The sequence below is a fragment of the Geodermatophilus sp. SYSU D00815 genome (assembly GCF_054050035.1).
Genome location: NZ_JBJGYO010000009.1, coordinates 147,602 through 160,453 on the forward strand (window position 1 = coordinate 147,602; position 12,852 = coordinate 160,453).

At 76.4% G+C, this 12,852-nt stretch carries 13 protein-coding genes and 1 tRNA gene; 8 read left to right on the forward strand and 6 right to left on the reverse strand.

Features of this window, described 5'->3' with window-relative positions; translation table 11 throughout:
- Positions 1 to 147: 147 nt before the first annotated feature.
- Complete coding sequence (locus tag ACI78S_RS12995; protein WP_456973855.1) at positions 148 to 672, reverse strand: single-stranded DNA-binding protein; 525 nt, start codon at positions 670 to 672, stop codon at positions 148 to 150.
- Between the two features lie 163 nt (positions 673 to 835).
- A complete protein-coding gene (locus ACI78S_RS13000; RefSeq protein WP_456973857.1) occupies positions 836 to 1,657 on the reverse strand; it encodes a class I SAM-dependent methyltransferase in 822 nt (273 codons plus the stop codon).
- 153 nt (positions 1,658 to 1,810) lie between these two features.
- Between ACI78S_RS13000 and ACI78S_RS13005 the strand changes: the two genes are divergently transcribed.
- Both ACI78S_RS13005 and ACI78S_RS13010 read left to right on the forward strand, forming a co-directional pair.
- Positions 1,811 to 1,883, forward strand: a tRNA-Arg gene (locus tag ACI78S_RS13005).
- A gap of 131 nt (positions 1,884 to 2,014) precedes the next feature.
- Positions 2,015 to 2,707 (forward strand): DUF4333 domain-containing protein, encoded by a 693-nt coding sequence (locus ACI78S_RS13010; protein WP_456973859.1) that lies wholly within the window; start codon positions 2,015 to 2,017, stop codon positions 2,705 to 2,707.
- Positions 2,708 to 2,783: 76 nt separating this feature from the next.
- On the opposite strand, the gene ACI78S_RS13015 is transcribed toward ACI78S_RS13010, so the two are convergent.
- A complete protein-coding gene (locus ACI78S_RS13015; protein ID WP_456973861.1) occupies positions 2,784 to 3,824 on the reverse strand; it encodes an LLM class flavin-dependent oxidoreductase in 1,041 nt (346 codons plus the stop codon).
- 215 nt (positions 3,825 to 4,039) lie between these two features.
- On the opposite strand from ACI78S_RS13015, the gene ACI78S_RS13020 reads away from it, so the two are divergent.
- Positions 4,040 to 6,013 (forward strand): putative bifunctional diguanylate cyclase/phosphodiesterase, encoded by a 1,974-nt coding sequence (locus ACI78S_RS13020; protein ID WP_456973863.1) that lies wholly within the window; start codon positions 4,040 to 4,042, stop codon positions 6,011 to 6,013.
- Positions 6,014 to 6,018: 5 nt separating this feature from the next.
- Here ACI78S_RS13020 and ACI78S_RS13025 read toward each other — a convergent pair whose 3' ends face one another.
- The gene (locus ACI78S_RS13025) at positions 6,019 to 6,810 is read right to left on the reverse strand and encodes an SGNH/GDSL hydrolase family protein (RefSeq protein WP_456973865.1); all 792 of its coding nucleotides are present in this window, start codon (positions 6,808 to 6,810) and stop codon (positions 6,019 to 6,021) included.
- A gap of 69 nt (positions 6,811 to 6,879) precedes the next feature.
- Here ACI78S_RS13025 and ACI78S_RS13030 point away from each other — a divergent pair, with 69 nt between their 5' ends.
- Together ACI78S_RS13030 and ACI78S_RS13035 are read left to right on the forward strand one after the other, a co-directional pair.
- Entirely contained in the window at positions 6,880 to 7,665 is a 786-nt protein-coding gene (locus tag ACI78S_RS13030; protein ID WP_456973867.1) for a transglutaminase-like domain-containing protein, read from the forward strand.
- Positions 7,666 to 7,719: 54 nt separating this feature from the next.
- Positions 7,720 to 8,244 carry an NUDIX domain-containing protein gene (locus ACI78S_RS13035; protein WP_456973869.1) on the forward strand — a complete coding sequence of 175 codons (525 nt, stop codon included), beginning with the start codon at positions 7,720 to 7,722 and terminating at the stop codon, positions 8,242 to 8,244.
- Here the strand turns inward: ACI78S_RS13035 and ACI78S_RS13040 are convergent.
- Positions 8,241 to 9,176: an NAD(+)/NADH kinase gene (locus ACI78S_RS13040; RefSeq protein ID WP_456973871.1), complete on the reverse strand. Its 936-nt coding sequence runs from the start codon at positions 9,174 to 9,176 to the stop codon at positions 8,241 to 8,243. The two genes, ACI78S_RS13035 and ACI78S_RS13040, sit on opposite strands and share 4 nt — an antisense overlap.
- Complete coding sequence (locus ACI78S_RS13045) at positions 9,176 to 10,600, reverse strand: dihydrolipoyl dehydrogenase family protein (protein ID WP_456973873.1); 1,425 nt, start codon at positions 10,598 to 10,600, stop codon at positions 9,176 to 9,178. Before ACI78S_RS13045 ends, ACI78S_RS13040 begins: the two co-directional genes overlap by 1 nt.
- A gap of 34 nt (positions 10,601 to 10,634) precedes the next feature.
- On the opposite strand from ACI78S_RS13045, the gene ACI78S_RS13050 reads away from it, so the two are divergent.
- The 3 genes from ACI78S_RS13050 to ACI78S_RS13060 all read left to right on the forward strand — a co-directional run bounded on the left by ACI78S_RS13050 (position 10,635) and on the right by ACI78S_RS13060 (position 12,850).
- On the forward strand, positions 10,635 to 11,159 hold the full coding sequence (locus ACI78S_RS13050; RefSeq protein ID WP_456973875.1) for a flavin reductase family protein: 525 nt from the start codon (positions 10,635 to 10,637) through the stop codon (positions 11,157 to 11,159).
- A gap of 109 nt (positions 11,160 to 11,268) precedes the next feature.
- Complete coding sequence (locus tag ACI78S_RS13055) at positions 11,269 to 11,781, forward strand: sigma-70 family RNA polymerase sigma factor (protein WP_456973877.1); 513 nt, start codon at positions 11,269 to 11,271, stop codon at positions 11,779 to 11,781.
- Positions 11,762 to 12,850: a hypothetical protein gene (locus ACI78S_RS13060; RefSeq protein ID WP_456973878.1), complete on the forward strand. Its 1,089-nt coding sequence runs from the start codon at positions 11,762 to 11,764 to the stop codon at positions 12,848 to 12,850. Before ACI78S_RS13055 ends, ACI78S_RS13060 begins: the two co-directional genes overlap by 20 nt.
- The last annotated feature ends 2 nt before the right edge of the window (positions 12,851 to 12,852 follow it).

Sequence of the window (12,852 nt, forward strand, 5' to 3'; positions counted from 1 at the left end):
CAGTTCCCGGCGGCGTGGTGGAGTGCCGGTCCCGGGACGGTCCCTCGGAGTCCGCCAGGTGCAACACCGGTGACCCCGCGTGTAGTCCGCGGCGGTGCGTGCCGGCCGAGGGGTCCCGTGCGCGGGCGGGACCCCTCGGCCGCCCCGTCAGCCGATCGCCACGGGGGTGCGGGCCTCCTCCCCCGTGTCGACCTCGTAGCCGACGTCGCCGAAGCCGCCGAAGGGCGCACCCGGCTCGTCTCCCGGCGGCTCCTCCCCCGGCGGCTCCTCCCCCGGCGGCTCCTCCCCCGGCGGGGCGTCCGCCGCCGGGGCGGCCCGCAGGGTCCGGCGGAAGTCGGCGGTCCCCTTGTTCAGGTCCGGCCCCACGGCCGCGGCGCGCAGCTTCACCTTGCTGCGCCGGCCCTGGTCGGACTCCCACTCGTCGGTGAACAGCCAGCCGAAGACGATCACCGGGTCGCCCTTGCTGATCGTGTGCGAGACGTTGCCGCCCAGCTCGCCCCAGCACTCGACGTCGAGGAACAGGGTCTTGCTGTCGACCCAGCCCTGCACCCCCTTGTCGAACCGGCGCGAGGTCGAGGCGAGGCGGAAGTTGGTGACGCTGCCGTTGGCGGTCCGGTTCTTCTGCGGCGGGCCCACCACGTTGCCGACGACGGTGACCTCGGTTTCCTTCACGGTGCTCCTCGCAGTCTGCGAACGCCCTGCCGGGCGGGGCCGGCGCGGTGCCGGCGCGGGACCACCGTGCTGTCGGCCGGCCGCGCGTGGCGGGCGTCGGCTGCATCTGTGGAGGACGGCCGCCCCTGTGGACGACGGCCGGCCGCCCGTCGGCCCGCCGTGCTCAGCTCGCGCCGTGCTCCGACCCCGACCGGCCGCGCACCGCCCACGCCCGCGCGGTGAGGTGGACGCCCCCGTCCGCCGCCACCGGCAGCCGCCGCCGCAGCAGTTCCCGGAGCGCGGCGCGGTCGGCCTCGCCCAGCGACACCGCGTAGGCCGGCGCCGGCCCGGTGCCGCCCAGGAACGGCGTCCAGTAGTCGTCGAAGTCGCGGAACGTGGTCGGGACGACGATCCCCTCGACCTCGACGCCGCTGAGGCCGGCGCCCTCGAACAACCCGCGCAGCGGCCCGGGACGGCACAGGGCGAAGCGCAGACCCTCGTCGAGGTCGCGGACCGCCGGGTCCAGCGCCGCGGCGGCGTCCCAGAAGTGCCGCATGAGCTGCATGCCGCCGGCGTAGTCCCAGACGTAGGCCGCCACGAGCCCGCCGGGACGCGTGACGCGGCGCATCTCGGTCAGCGCCGCGGCCGGGTCGGGCACGAAGTTGAGCACGAGCCCCGAGACCACGACGTCGGCGGCGCCGTCGGGGAGCGGGAGCTCCTGCGCGACCCCGACGCGGAAGGTCGCGCGCGGGTCGGTCAACTGCGCGGCGGCGTGCGCCACGAAGTCGGCGGAAGGGTCCACCCCGACGACCGAGGCGGGCGCGGCCGCCGCGAGGACCTCCCCGGTCAGGGCGCCCGTGCCGCACCCGACGTCGAGCCAGCGCCGGCCGGGCGGCGCGGACAGCTGCTCCAGGAACCGCCGGGCGACCGGCCGGCTCCACCGGCCCACGTAGGCCTCGTAGCGCTGCGCGCCGGCCCAGGAGCCGGGCACCGTCGGTGTCCCCACGGCCCACCTCCGTCGTCGGGCGCAGCGTGCCCGCAGCGGAGGCGACGGGTCAACCAGCCGCGGCGACGGGTCGACCAGCGGCCGCGAGGGGTCGACGCCTCGGCCCGGCGCACCGCGGAGCCCGCCGGCAGAAGTGCGATGATCGATCGTCGAGCGCCCGTAGCTCAGCGGATAGAGCAGGTGCCTTCTAAGCACTTGGTCGCAGGTTCGAGTCCTGCCGGGCGCGCTCGCGCGGTTCCCGCCGGCCCCCGCTTGGAGAACCCGGGTTCCGGCGTCCAAGTGGAGCACCAGCGCGCGTCAAGTCCGCCGAAAGGCCCCTCCTCCACCGTGGGTGGCACAGATCCGGAGGAGGACACCATGACCCAGTCGACCTTTCCCCCCGTCGGCGCCCAGCAGCCCTACGGCCAGCCGCACCCCCAGCCCGGCTTCGGCGCGCCCGGCCCGCAGGGCGCCCCGTTCGGCCCGCCGCAGCCGCCCTACGGCTACCAGCAGCCGCCGAAGAAGAAGACCGGCCTGATCGTGAGCTCGGTGATCGGGGCGCTGGTCCTGATCGGCGGCCTCGTGGTCGGGGCGCTCTTCCTGTTCGGCCCGAAGACGCTGGACACCGCCGAGGCCGAGTCCCGGATCAGCGCGCTGGTCGAGGAGCAGGCCGGCGTGGCCCCGGCCGACGTCACCTGCCCGGCCGACGTCGAGGCCGAGGCGGGCGCCACCTTCAGCTGCACCGCCACCCTCGACGGTCAGCCGATCTCGGTCTCGGTGACGCAGACCGACGACGAGGGCAACGTCGAGTTCACGGTGGACAACACCGTCGTGCCGGTCGCCGCCGTCGAGGAGGACATCAGCGCCCAGATCGAGGCGGAGGCCGAGGGCTCGGGCGTGCAGCTGCTCACCGAGTGCCCGGCCGACGGCCGCACGCTGCTGGTCGACCCGGCCGACACCGAGCTGACCTGCACCGTCACCAACGCCGACGACACCTCTCTCACCGCCGACGTCGTCGTGACCGTCGGCGCGGACGGCACCGTGACTCTGGTGGAGTTCCTGGAGAACTGAGCCGCACGCGCAGCAGTCCGCCTCCGAGGGCGGTGGCACCCCTGACCCGGTGCCACCGCTCTCGGCGTGTCCGGGGTCAGGCGCCGCGCCGGTCCGGGTGCACCCAGCCGATCGCCGGCGCGACGTGCTCGGTGATCGTCCGCAGCAGGTGCACGTTGTAGTCGACGCCCAGCATGTTGGGCACCGTGAGCAGCAGGGTGTCCGCCTCGCGGACGGCCGCGTCCTTCGCCAGGTCCTCGGCCAGCTCGTCGGGCTCGCCGACGTAGCTCTTGCCGAACCGGGCGCGCACGCCCTCGAGCAGCCCGACCTGGTCGCTGCTCTCCGAGCGGTCGCCGAAGTAGAGCCGGTCGGTGTCGGTGACCAGCGGCATCACGCTGCGGCTCACCGAGACGCGGGGCTCGCGCTCCCAGCCGGCGTCGGCCCAGGCCTTCCGGTAGAGCGCGATCTGCTCGGCCTGCAGCTCGTCGAAGGGCACGCCGGTGTCCTCGCTGAGCAGCGTGGAGCTCATCAGGTTCATGCCCTGCTCGGCGGTCCACACGGCGGTCGAGCGGGTGCCCGACCCCCACCAGATGCGGTCGGCCAGGCCCGGCGACTGCGGCTGGACGGCGAGCCGCCCGGCGACGCCGCCGGTCATCCGCGGATCGGCGTCCGCGACCGCGGCCCCGGAGATCGCGGCGCGGAACAGCGCGGTCTTCTCGCGGGCCTGGTCGGCGTCGCTGCTGCCCTCCGGCGGCACGTAGCCGAACGCCTCCGAGCCCCGCAGCGCCGTCTCCGGCGACCCCCGGCTGACGCCGAGCTGCAGCCGCCCCTCGCTGAGCAGGTCGGCCGCGGCCGCCTCCTCCGCCATGTACAGCGGGTTCTCGTAGCGCATGTCGATGACGCCGGTGCCGACCTCGATCCGCCGGGTGCGCACGGCCATCGCGGTGAGCAGCGGGAACGGCGAGGCGAGCTGGCGGGCGAAGTGGTGCACCCGCACGAAGGCCCCGTCCACCCCGAGCTCCTCGGCGGCCACGGCGAGCTCGACGCTCTGCACCAGCGCGTCACGCGCGGTGCGCACCTGGGAACCGGGGACGGGCTGCCAGTGCCCGAAGGACAGGAAGCCGATCTTCTTCGTCACACCGGGCGCAGCGTGCGCGGCGGCGTCGGGATTCCCGACTGGGCAGGATTGCCCGGCGCCGCGGCCGGCCTTGGCGGACGTTGCCGAGACCGGTGCAGCGGCTCGCTGTCTGATCACGATGTGTAACGACGCGAACACGACTCTCCGTCGGCAGGTTCCGCCACTTCGCCCGGCCCATGCAGGACTCTGTCCGGGTGAACCTCCCCGCACACGGCATGCCACGGAACCCGTCCGGGTCCCCGCACCGGATGCGGGCCATCGACACGCTGCTCGCCGATCGCGGCCAGATGTTCCAGGCGCTCTTCCTCGGCGCGCCCATCGCCAAGGCGCTCGTCGCCCTCGACGGGCACATCCTCGTCGCGAACCCGGTGATGTGCGGCCTGACCGGCCGCACCGCCGAGGAGCTCTCCGGCCGGCACGTCGACCTGCTGGCCCACCCGGACGACCCGCCGGTGACGGAGCTGGCCATCCACCCGGCCCCCGGCGAGGAGGGCCTCGACCCCAACCTGCTCCTCGACGGCGAGCGCCGGCTGCGCCGTGCCGACGGCACGGAGCTGTGGGTGGTCCAGGCGCACGACGTCGTCCGGCACACCACGGGCGCCGCGCAGTTCGTCGTCCTGTCGCTGGTCGACGTCACCGACCGCCGGCGGGCGGAGGAGGACCTCGTCCGGCGGGCCTTCACCGACCCGCTGACCGGGCTGCCCAACCGGCGCGCGCTCACCGACCGGCTGCGCCACGCGGTGGCGCTGTCCCGCCGCCGGGGGCTGCAGGTGGGCCTGGTGCACCTCAACATCGACCGGTTCAAGGCGGTCAACGAGGCGCTCGGCCACGAGGCCGGCGACCTGCTGCTCTCCCAGGTGGCCGACCGCCTGCGCTGGAGCACCCGGGTGGAGGACACCGCCGTCCGGCTCGGCGCCGACGAGTTCCTCGTCGTGGCCGAGGACGTCGAGGACCTCGACGGCCTGCGCGCGCTGGCCGACCGGCTGCTCTCGGTCCTCGACGAGCCGTTCGTCGTCAACGACCGCGAGATCACCCTCTCCGCCAGCGTCGGGCTGACCCTGGGCAACGAGCTCACGCCCGACGACCTGCTGCGCCAGGCGCAGAGCGCGCTCACCCGGGCCAAGGCCGACGGCAGCCGGGCGCGGATCGAGGTGCACGAGGGCGCGCTGTCGCGCAGCGAGGTCGACCAGCTGCAGCTCGAGACCGACCTGCGGCACGCGATCGAGAACGACGAGCTGCGGCTGTTCTACCAGCCGATCGTGCACCTGGCCGACGAGACGCTGCTCGGCTACGAGGCGCTCATCCGCTGGCAGCACCCCACCCGCGGGCTGCTGCCGCCCGGCGTCTTCCTGCCGGCCGCCGAGAACAACCGGCTCACCTCCAAGCTCGGCGCCTGGGTGCTCAAGCAGGCCTGCCGCGACGCCGCCACGTGGCCCTCCGACCTGCGCGTGCACGTCAACATCTCCGCCCGCCACCTGGCCGAGGACGGCTTCAGCGAGCTGGTGTCGGAGGCCCTCGCCGAGTCGGGGCTCGCGCCCGAGCGGCTGGAGCTGGAGATCACCGAGTCGACCGCGCTGTTCGCCGCCGAGGCGACGCTGCACTCGGTCGCCGTCGTGACCGAGCAGGGCGTCACCCTGGCCCTCGACGACTTCGGCACCGGCTACTCCGCCATCACCGCGCTGCACCGGCTGCCGATCCACACCGTGAAGATCGACCGCTCCTTCGTCGCCGACGTGGTGACCGAGCCGTCGACCGCGGCGCTGGTGCACGGCCTGCTCCAGCTCGGCCGCGGCATGGGGCTGCAGGTGATCGCCGAGGGGATCGAGGACCTCGAGCAGGCCGACTGGCTGCTGCGGCACGGCTGCGCGATGGCCCAGGGCTTCGCCTTCGGCCGGCCGGCTCCCCTGCCCACGCCGGCCGAGGTGCTCATCGCCGAGGTCACCGACGCGCCGCCGGCGACGCCCGTCGCCGACACGCCCGCGCCGCTGGCCGGCGAGCGCCCGGTGCCGCCGCCCCCGCCGCCGGTGCGCCACGAGACCGACGACCTCAGCGGGTTGCGCGCGGCCGCGCCGGTCACGGACGACGGCGCGGACGACGGCGCCGTGCCCTGGACGGGGCACCCGAGCGCCGCCGTCCTGCCGTTCCCGCCGCCCCGCCGGCCGCGGCCGGACGAGCCGACCGAGGACTGACCCTCCTACTCGGCCCGGGGCAGCGCGAGGGGCACCGGGCGCTTCGCCGTCCGGCCGTCACCGGACGACGTCCCGCGCAGCCGCCGGCCCACCCAGGGCGCCACGAAGCCGCGCACCCAGGCGGCCTCCTCGCTGACCGCGGCGCGCAGCGGGCGCGGCGGCAGCGGGGGCAGCGGAGCGGCCCAGTCCCCGGCGCCCGGCACCGGCACGCCGAGCGCCGCCGCGGCGGCCAGCGCCATCCGCCGGTGGCCCTCGTCGGTCAGGTGGATGCGGTCGGTGTCCCACATCCGCCAGTCCTGCAGCCAGGCCGCGCCCCACTGGTCGAGCACGGCGGCACCGTGCCGCGCGGCGATCGACCACAGGTGGGCGTTGAGGACGGCGACGCGGCCGCGGATCCGCCGGATGATCGGCGTCTGCCGGGGGTCCACGCCCGTGGCGAGCAGCACGTCGGCGCCGGCGGCGCGCAGCTGCCCGACCGCCTCCTCGATCCGAGCCGCGAGCGCGTCCGGGTCGCCGCCGGGCCGCAGCAGGTCGTTGCCGCCCGCGACGAGGCTCACGAGGTCCGGCCGCGCGGCCAGCGCCACGGGCAGCTGCTCGCCGAGGACCTGCCCGACCAGCCGGCCGCGGACGGCCAGGTTGGCGTACTCGACCTCGTGCTCGGCAGCCGCCGCCAGGTGCTCGGCCAGCCGGTCGGCCCAGCCGCGGTACTCGCCGGGCCGGGTGGGGTCGGGGTCGTTGAGCCCCTCGGTGAAGGAGTCCCCCAGGGCGATGTAGCGCCGCCACGAACCGTTTCGCACGGCAACCACTCCACCACGGTGACCGAGCACACAGCGCGCACGGCCGCCGCGCGGGGCAACCATGCCCGCATGCGCATCGACGTCGCCGCCTCGCTCACCGTCGAGTCGCCGGCCCCGGCGACGGCGTTGCTGCAGGTGGCGGTGGCGGCGCCGGAGGAGGAGACGCTGACCGTGCTCTCCGGCGGCTCCCCGGTGGCGCCGGAGGAGTTCGAGGTCGACGGCGCCCGCGTGCACCGGCTCGCGCTGGCCGCCGGCACGACGACGATCACCTACACCGCCGCGGCCGCCTCCGGTGGCCCGGGCCGCGCGGTCACCCCCGCGGCGTGGGCCGAGGCGCTGCGACCCAGCCGGTACTGCCCGTCCGACCAGCTCCAGGGGTTCGCGGCCGGCGAGTTCGACCAGGGCCTGCCGCGGGCGGAGCTGGTGCGCGCCGTCGCGGACTGGGTGCACGGCCGGCTGACCTACACCTCGGGGGCCTCCCGGCCGGTGGACACCGCCGTCGACACCCTCCTGGCCGCCCGGGGGGTCTGCCGCGACTACGCGCACCTCACCACCACCCTGCTGCGGGCGCTGGAGGTGCCGGCCCGCCTAGTGGCCGTCTACGCGCCGGGCCTCGACCCCATGGACTTCCACGCCGTCGTCGAGGCCGACGTCGACGGCACGTGGTGCGTGGTCGACCCCACCCGGCTCGCCCCCACGTCGTCCCTGGTGCGGATCTGCTCCGGCCGCGACGCGGCCGACACCGCGTTCCTCACCCTGTTCGGCGGCGTGGCCCGCCTCGGGGAGATGACCGTGACGGCGACGGCCGACGACGACCTGCCCGCGCCGGCCGACCAGCCCTTCCCGCTGCCCTGACCCGCCGACCTCGGTCTCGCCGCCCCGTTGCCCGGGTCTGAGAGGGTGGGCGGCGTGCGGACGACGAGCAGCCGGGAGGTCTACGCCAACCCGTGGTTCCGGGTGCGCGAGGACGCCGTGGAGTACGCCGACGGCACACCCGGCATCTACGGCGTGGTGGAGAAGCCGCACTTCGCGCTGGTGCTGCCGTTCGAGCACGGCGGCTTCTGGGTGGTCGAGGAGTTCCGCCACCCGGTGGGCCGCCGGGTGCCCGCCTTCCCGCAGGGCACCTGGCCGGCCGGCACCAGCGGCAGCCCCGAGGAGCTGGCCCGCGCCGAGCTCGCCGAGGAGACCGGGTTCCGCGCGGGCCGGATGCGCCACCTCGGGCACCTCGACCTCGCACCGGGCCTCTCCACCCAGGAGTTCGACGTCTGGCTGGCCACGGACCTCACGGCCGGCCCGACGGCCCGGGAGGTGACCGAGGCCGACATGACCTGCGCCTTCGTCCCCGAGGACGAGCTGCGCGCCCGCATCCGCGACGGCCGCTTCCCCGACGGCCCCTCGCTCGCCGCCTTCGCCCTCCACCTGCTCCGGCGCTAGGTCGCCGCCGAGGCCGTGTCGTCGGCGTCGGTCAGCCGGTCGCGCGCGTGCTGCGGCAGCAGCTCCACCAGCTCCTGCGGCAGCAGCGGCAGGTCCAGCAGCGACAGCTTCACCCGGCTGCGGGCGGCCGCCCGCGACCCCGGGATCCGCACCAGCTGCCCGGCGTCCGGCCGCAGCGACACCTCGACCACCGCCCCCGGCTCCAGCCGTCCGGCGAGCACCCCGTCCAGCTCGACCGCCGGCGACCCGGCGGTCAGCTCCAGCGCGAGGTCCTCCCCCGGCCCCAGCAGCAGGCTGCGGGAGATCCCGTTGAGCGGCGCCGACGGCGTCACCAGCACCCCCGCCGCCCCCGGGCTGACCACGGGCCCGCCGGCGGCGTAGTTGTACGCGGTCGACCCCATCGGCGTCGCCAGGATCAGCGCGTCGCACGAGTAGTGCCCGTAGGGCTGGCCGCTCACCGACAGCGTCGCCTGCACCAGCCCGGCGCCCGGCACCCGCGCCAGGACGGCGTCGTTGAACGCCAGGTGCTCCTCCCCGGAGTGGCGCACCACCAGGCAGCCGCGGCTCTCGGTGGTCGCCCGCCCCTCCGCCACCGCCTCCAGCGCCCCGTCGAGCTCGGCCCCCTCCACCTCGGCGAGGAACCCGAGCCGCCCCAGGTTGACCCCCAGCACCGGCACCGGCCGGGCCGCCACCAGCCGCATCGCCCCGAGCAGCGTGCCGTCGCCGCCCAGGGCGATGAGCGCGTCGGACGAGGCGGCGAGCTCCTCCGGCGACACCGGCGTGACCCCGGCCAGCCGCAGCCGCGCCACGTCCGCGGCCGAGGCCAGCAGCTCCACGCCGTGCGTGGAGGTCCAGGCGGCCACCTGGCCGACCGCCGCCGAGCAGTCCCGGCGCGGGTGCAGCACCAGCCCGATGCGGGCAGCGACGCCCATCAGCCGCGGTAGGTCTCGAGCAGCCGCAACCAGACCTCGCTGATCGTCGGGAACGACGGCACGGCGTGCCACAGCCGCGCGAGCGGCACCTCACCGACGACGGCGACCGTGCCGGCGTGGATCAGCTCGCCCACCGCCGGGCCGATCAGGGTGACGCCGAGCAGCACCTCGCGCTCGGTGTCGACGACGGCGATCGCCCGGCCCTGGTAGCCGTCGGCGAACAGCGACGCCCCGGCGACGTGGCCGATCTCGTACTCGACCCGGCGGAACGGCAGCCCGGCCTCCTCCGCCTCCGCGACCGTCCGCCCCACCCCGGCCACCTGCGGATCGGTGAACACCACCGACGGCGTCGCCACCCTGTCGGCGGTGGCGACGAACGGCGAGAAGTCCTCGAGCGGCACCTCCTCGCCGCGGGCCCGCGCCGCGATCGCCCGGCCGGCCTGGCGCGCCTGGTACTTGCCCATGTGGGTGAGCAGCCGCCGGCCGTTGACGTCGCCGACGGCGTAGAGCCACGGCACGCCCGGCACCTGCATCGAGTCGTCGACGTCCACGTACTTCCCGGGCTCGAGCCCGACGGTCTCCACCCCGACGCCCACGGTCCTCGGCCGGCGCCCGACGGCCACCAGCACCTCGTCGCCGCGGACCTCCTCGTCGCCGACGGTGAGCACCACCTCGCCGTCCTCCCGGCGGGCCTTGCTCACGCCGGCGCCCAGCCGCAGGTCGACGCCCTTGTCGCGCAGCGACGCGGCCACCGCCTCGCCGGCCTCCGGCTCCAGCCCCGGGAGCAGCCGGTCGCCCAGCTCCACGACGGTGACCTCCGCGCCCAGCGCCCGGTACGCGGTGGCCACCTCGCAGCCCACGACGCCGCCGCCGACCACGACCAGCCGCCCGGGCACCTCCTTCGCGCTGGTCGCCTCGCGCGGCGTCCACGGCGCGATCTCGCGCAGCCCGTCGATCGGCGGCACCGCCGCCTCCGAGCCGGTGCACAGCGCCACCGCGTGCCGCGCGGTCAGCCGCGTCTCGCTCCCGTCGGACCCGGTGACGACGACGGTCCGCTCGCCGTCGAGCCGCCCGGTGCCGCGCACCAGCGCGATCCCGGCGCCCTCGAGCCACCCGACCTGGCCGGCGTCGTCGCCGTCCCCGGTGAACCAGCTGCGCCGGGCGAGGGTCTCGGCGACGTCGAGCTCGCCGGTGACCGCCGGCGCCGCGCCCCGCACGGCGCGGGCCTCGCCGAGCACCTCGGGCCCGCGCAGCAGCGCCTTGCTCGGGATGCACGCCCAGTACGAGCAGTCACCGCCCACCAGCTCCGCCTCGACGACCACGGTGGACAGCCCACCCCTGACCGCCGTGTCCGCGACGTTCTCCCCGGTCGACCCGCCGCCGAGGACGACGACGTCGTAGGTGCCCTGCTCCGCGCTGCTCACCGGGCCATCCTCCGGGTGTGGTCGACTGACCGCCATGACTTCCACGGCGGGGCCGGTCGGCGCGGAGGAGTTCGCCGACGCCCTGCGGCACCACGCCACCGGCGTCTGCCTGCTCACCGTGCAGGACGACATGGACGACGTCGGGACCACGGTCAGCGCGGTGATGAGCGTCTCGGCGGCGCCCCCGCTGGTGGCCGTGGGCCTGGCCGCCGACGGCTACCCCGCCGAGGTGCTCGCCGACGTCGGCCGGTGCGCGCTCACCGTGCTGGCCGCCCGGCACGCCATCGTGGCCAGCCGCTTCTCCTCGGCCGGGCGGCCCAGCGCGCGGCACCTGCTGGAGTCGGTGCCCTGGAGCCGGGCGGCCGCCAGCGGCGCGATCGTGCTCGACGAGGGCCTGGCCGCGCTCGACTGCCGGCTGGACCGGGTGGTCGGGGCCGGCGACCACGTGCTCGCCCTGCTGGAGGTGGTGGGTGTGCCGGTGCGGAACCCCGACGGCCGGCCGCTGCTGCGGCTGCGCGGGCGCTACGTGGACGACACCGGGAACCTGGCGGGCCGCTGACGCATGCGTGTCACATCTCGGGCCCGGGCGGTGCTGTAGGGATGTGGACGTCCTCTCCCTCGGCCCGGCCGCGGTGCGCACCCCCGCGAGCAGGAGCAGGTCCGCACCGGTGACGCGCGTCGCCGTGCGGCCCGACCTGGAGCAGGTCTTCCGGGCCGACTACCCCCGGGTGGTCGGGGTGGCCGCGCGGGTCCTGGGCGACCGGGACGCGGCCGAGGACGTCGCCCAGGAGGTGTTCCTCGCCTTCGGCCGCTCCTCGGTGCCCGCCGCCGAGGCCGCCGGCTGGCTGTCGGTGGCCGCGGCGCACACCGCGCTCAACCACCTCCGCTCGGGCCGCCGCCGCGCGGCCCGCGAGGAGGCGGCCGCCGACGGGCGGCCGCCGGTGGCCCCCGACGTGGCCGACGACGTCGTCGCCCGCTTCGAGCACGGCCGCGTGCGCGCCGCGCTCGCCCGCCTGCCCCGCAAGCAGGCGGTCGCCCTCGTCCTGCGGCACAGCGGCCTGAGCTACGCCGACGTCGCCGCCGCCCTCGACCTCTCCCCCGGCAGCGTCGGCACCACGATCCGCCGCGCCGAGTCCGCCCTGCGCAAGGAGCTGAGCACCGATGCGTCTTCTCCGAACTGACCGCCACCCCTCCACCGGCACGCTGCGCCGCCTCGTCGACGAGCCGGCCGGCGTGGCCGACACCGACCGCGCGCACGTCGCCGCCTGCCCCGACTGCCTGCGCGGCCTCGCCGCCGCGCGCGAGGACGCCGCGGTCGCCGCCGCCGCGCTGTCCTCGACCGCGGCCCCCGACGTCGACCTGGCCTGGCGTCGGTTCTCCGCCGCCGCTCCCCGGCCCGCCGCGCCCGCCCCCGCGCCGGCGCGGCGCCGCCGGTCCCTGCTGCGCAGCCCTGTCGTCGCCGCCTTCGGCGCGGCCGTGGTCCTCGGCGGCGCCGGCGCCGCGGCCGCCGCTGACTGGCTGCAGATCTTCCGCACCGAGCAGGTCGCCGCGGTCGAGGTGAGCACCGGCGACCTGGTGGGGCTGCCCGACCTGTCCGCCTACGGCGACGTGCGCCTCGTCTCCGAGCCGGACGTGCGGTCGGTGGCCGACGCCGCGGCCGCCGAGGACGTCGCCGGGCTGGAGGTGCCCGTGCCGGCCGACCTGCCCGACGGGGTCACCGGCGAGCCCGAGTACGCCGCGAGCGGCCAGGCCGTCGCCGAGTTCACCTTCTCCGCCGACCGCGCCGCCCAGGCCGCCGCCGCGGCCGGCGAGACCCTGCCGCCCCCGCCGCCGGGCCTCGACGGCAGCACCTTCCGGCTCGTCGCCGGCCCGGGCGTGGCCGCGGTCTGGTCGAGCGGCTCGGGCGCCCCGGCGCTCGTCGTGGCGCGGGTGACGGCCCCGACCGCCTTCTCCACCGGCGTCCCGTTCGAGGTCGCGCGCGACTACCTGCTCGAGCTGCCCGGCCTGCCCGAGGACCTCGCCACGCAGCTGCGCACCTTCACCGGCGACGGCACCACGCTGCCGCTGCCCGTCCCGGCCGAGTTCGCGACCGCCACCGAGACCGAGGTCGACGGGCAGCCCGCCACCGTCCTGGCCACGCGCGACGGCACCGTCACCGGCGTGGTGTGGGTGGCCGACGGCGTCGTGACCGCCGTCGGCGGCTCGCTGAGCGAGGACGAGGTGCTGGCCGTCGCCGAGGACCTGCGCTGACC

Excerpts from the sequence above, each read along its gene's own strand:
- ACI78S_RS13010 (WP_456973859.1), top strand. The coding sequence starts at position 2,015 with ATGACCCAGTCGACCTTTCCCCCCGTCGGCGCCCAGCAGCCCTACGGC.
- ACI78S_RS13020 (WP_456973863.1), top strand. The coding sequence starts at position 4,040 with ATGCCACGGAACCCGTCCGGGTCCCCGCACCGGATGCGGGCCATCGAC.
- ACI78S_RS13030 (WP_456973867.1), top strand. The coding sequence starts at position 6,880 with ATGCGCATCGACGTCGCCGCCTCGCTCACCGTCGAGTCGCCGGCCCCG.
- ACI78S_RS13040 (WP_456973871.1), bottom strand. The coding sequence starts at position 9,176 with ATGGGCGTCGCTGCCCGCATCGGGCTGGTGCTGCACCCGCGCCGGGAC.
- ACI78S_RS13050 (WP_456973875.1), top strand. The coding sequence starts at position 10,635 with ATGACTTCCACGGCGGGGCCGGTCGGCGCGGAGGAGTTCGCCGACGCC.
- ACI78S_RS13060 (WP_456973878.1), top strand. The coding sequence starts at position 11,762 with ATGCGTCTTCTCCGAACTGACCGCCACCCCTCCACCGGCACGCTGCGC.